The sequence below is a fragment of the Mesorhizobium sp. M7A.F.Ca.CA.001.10.2.1 genome (assembly GCF_003998575.1).
Taxonomy (GTDB): Bacteria; Pseudomonadota; Alphaproteobacteria; order Rhizobiales; family Rhizobiaceae; genus Mesorhizobium.
Genome location: NZ_RZQY01000712.1, coordinates 1 through 2,943, shown reverse-complemented (window position 1 = coordinate 2,943; position 2,943 = coordinate 1). Strand labels below are relative to the sequence as shown.

General features: G+C 62.0%; 2 protein-coding genes. One reads left to right on the top strand and one right to left on the bottom strand.

Annotated features, from left to right (window positions below; genetic code table 11):
• Positions 1 to 15 precede the first annotated feature (15 nt).
• Entirely contained in the window at positions 16 to 1,074 is a 1,059-nt protein-coding gene (locus EN964_RS30455; protein WP_127266589.1) for an ABC transporter ATP-binding protein, read from the bottom strand.
• Between the two features lie 289 nt (positions 1,075 to 1,363).
• On the opposite strand from EN964_RS30455, the gene EN964_RS30450 reads away from it, so the two are divergent.
• The coding region (locus EN964_RS30450; protein ID WP_127277129.1) for an ABC transporter substrate-binding protein at positions 1,364 to 2,943 on the top strand (1,580 nt) is incomplete at its 3' end.

The following is a 2,943-nucleotide window of genomic DNA, read 5'->3' as shown; positions in this document are numbered from 1 at the left end:
CCTCGTGAGTTGGGATCAGAGACGCTTGCCGGTCTCTGCGTCGAAAAGATGGATCTGGTCGAGCCGTGGCTTCAGCTTCAACGTATCGCCCGGCTTGAAGTCGTGACGCTCGCGAAACAGCGCCACCATCTCGCCTTCGCCGAAGCGCAGGAACACCAGCGTTTCCGAGCCGGTCGGCTCGACCACCGAAATCTTCGCCGGCACGCCGTCGGGATGAATTTCGAGATGCTCCGGTCGCACGCCATAAACGACGGCTTGCCCGTCTTGTGCGGCGTTGCCCGATGCGATCGGGAACAGCGTGCCCGCGATGTCGACACCGGGCTTGTCGCCCTTGCGCATGGTGCCCTTGAGCAGGTTCATCGACGGCGAGCCGATGAAGCCGGCGACAAACAGGTTGGCCGGTCTGTCGAACAGCTCCAGCGGCGCGCCGACCTGCTCGATGCGGCCGTCGCGCATCACGACGATCTTGTCGGCCATGGTCATGGCCTCGATCTGGTCGTGGGTGACGTAGATGGTGGTGGTCTTCAGCCTCTGGTGCAGTTCCTTGATCTCGGTGCGCATCTGCACGCGCAGCTTGGCGTCGAGATTGGACAGCGGCTCGTCGAACAGGAAGACCTGCGGATTGCGCACGATGGCACGGCCCATGGCCACGCGCTGTCGCTGGCCGCCGGAAAGCTGGCGGGGATAGCGCTTCAGATAGGGATTGAGGTCGAGGATATCGGCGGCGCGCTTGACCCGCTCGGCGACCAAGGCCGGATCGGTTTTCCTGAGCTTGAGGGCAAAGGCCATGTTCTGCTCGACCGTTTTGTGCGGATAGAGCGCATAGTTCTGGAACACCATGGCGATGTCGCGCTTGGCCGGCGGCAGATGATTGACGACGCGGTCGCCGATGGCGATCGTACCGGCGGAGACGGTCTCCAACCCAGCCACCATCCTGAGCAATGTGGACTTACCGCAACCCGAAGGGCCAACCAGCACCACGAACTGTCCGTCTGCGATATCGACGCTGACTTCGTGCAGAACCTTGACCGTTCCAAAGGCCTTGGCCACCTTGCTGATCGCGACTTGCGCCATATCTCCCCCATCGGCTCCATTAGCCGTAGGCGCAGAAGCTAACCAACGCGACCTGTCAGGGCAAGTCGGTCCCTTATAGATAAAAACCCGCTCTCGTTGACACGGCGTTGTGTTGTGAGAATAGTGGCAGGCGTTGGTCAAAATGTCGGTATCCGATCCGCAATCGGAACCTCAATCGACGCAGGGTGGGGTCCTGCCTAATTCGTTTCCGAAACGGGAGCATCTTTGGCGCTCCGGCGTCCGACAGTTGGCCGATTTATTCACACTGATGTTCTGGGAGGAATAGGCGATGAGAACGGGTCTTTACGACAAACTGGTTCGAGCCGGCGCCACAAGGCGCGACATATTGAAGGGCGCGGCCAGCATGGCCGCGATCGCAGCCGCATCCAGCGCCGGACTTGGCGCCTTGACGCGCCCGGCTTCCGCGGCAAGCGAATTGCGCACAAAAATCCTGCAGATCCCCGGCGTCGGCAAAGGCCAGCCGACGGACGCCGACTTCCAGAAGGTCGGTGAACTCTGCCTCGAAGCGACCAAGGCCAATGTCAAGGAAGGCGAATTCGCCGGCGTCGAGCTGACCTTCATGGGTCTCAACAACCAGAACCTGCACAATGTGCTGTTCCGCGGCTTCCTGAAGCCGTGGGAGACCTATACCGGCGCCAAGATCAACTGGATCGACCTGGCGCAGGCCGATTACAATGCCCGCCTGCAGCAGTCGATCGCGACCGGCACCGTCGATTTCGACATTATCGAAATGGGCGCGCCGTTCGAAGGCGATGTCTGCGGCAAGGGCCTGACGTCGGAAATGCCCGACTGGGTCAAGACCCAGATCGATTTCGACGATCTGGTCAGCTATCTGAAGCCGCCGGTCGGCACCTGGGACGGCAAGCAATACCGCGTGACCGTCGACGGCGACGCGCACAACTTCAACTACCGCACCGACGTGTTCGCCGATGCCGACCTCGCCAAGGCCTGGAAGGACGGCGGCGGCGAAGGTGAATGGGGCGTACCGAAGACCTGGCAGCAGGTTCAGGCGGTGACCAAGTTCCTCAAGGGCAAGAAGCTCAAGGACCAGGACGTCTATGGCTATCTCGACGCGCCAAAGCCCTGGGGCGGCTTCGGCTTCTATTTCCTCGGCAGTCGCGCCACCGCTTATGCCAAGCACCCCGACGACAAGGCCTGGCTCTTCGACGCCGACACGATGAAGCCGCGCGTCAACAATCCGGCCTGGGTGCGCGCCATCCAGGACGTCATCGACGCGCTGCCGTCCGAACCCGCCGACCAGATCAATGCCGATCCGAACACGACCGCCTTCCAGCAGTTCCTGGCCGGCACCGGCTCGATGGTCACTTGGTGGGGCGACGTCGGCTCCAACGTCAAGACCAACGACTCTTCCGTCGTCGGCGACGTCACCGGCTTCTCGATCCTGCCCGGCTCGGACGATGTCTACAATGCGAAGACCGGCGCCTGGGACAAGCTCGCCAGCGGCCCGAACTATGCGCCCAACTGCGCCTATCTCGGCTGGGGCGTCTATGTGATGGCCCGCGTCGATGCCGACGAAAAGAAGAAGAAGGCGGCATGGTCCGCCGCCGCCCATCTCGGCGGCAAGGACCTGTCGATCTGGACGGCGATGTATCCGTCGGGCTTCCAGCCCTACCGCAACTCGCATTTCGACATTCCCGAATGGGTGGCGGCCGGCTACGACGAGGCCTTCATCACCTCCTACCTCAAGTCGGAATCAGACAGCTACAACCATCCGAACGCGGCGATCGAGCCACGCATCCCCGGCATTTTCCAATACTACAGCGCCGCCGAGGACATCCTGGCCAACACTTTCGCCGGCAAGATGAAGGCGCAAGAAGGTGCCGACGC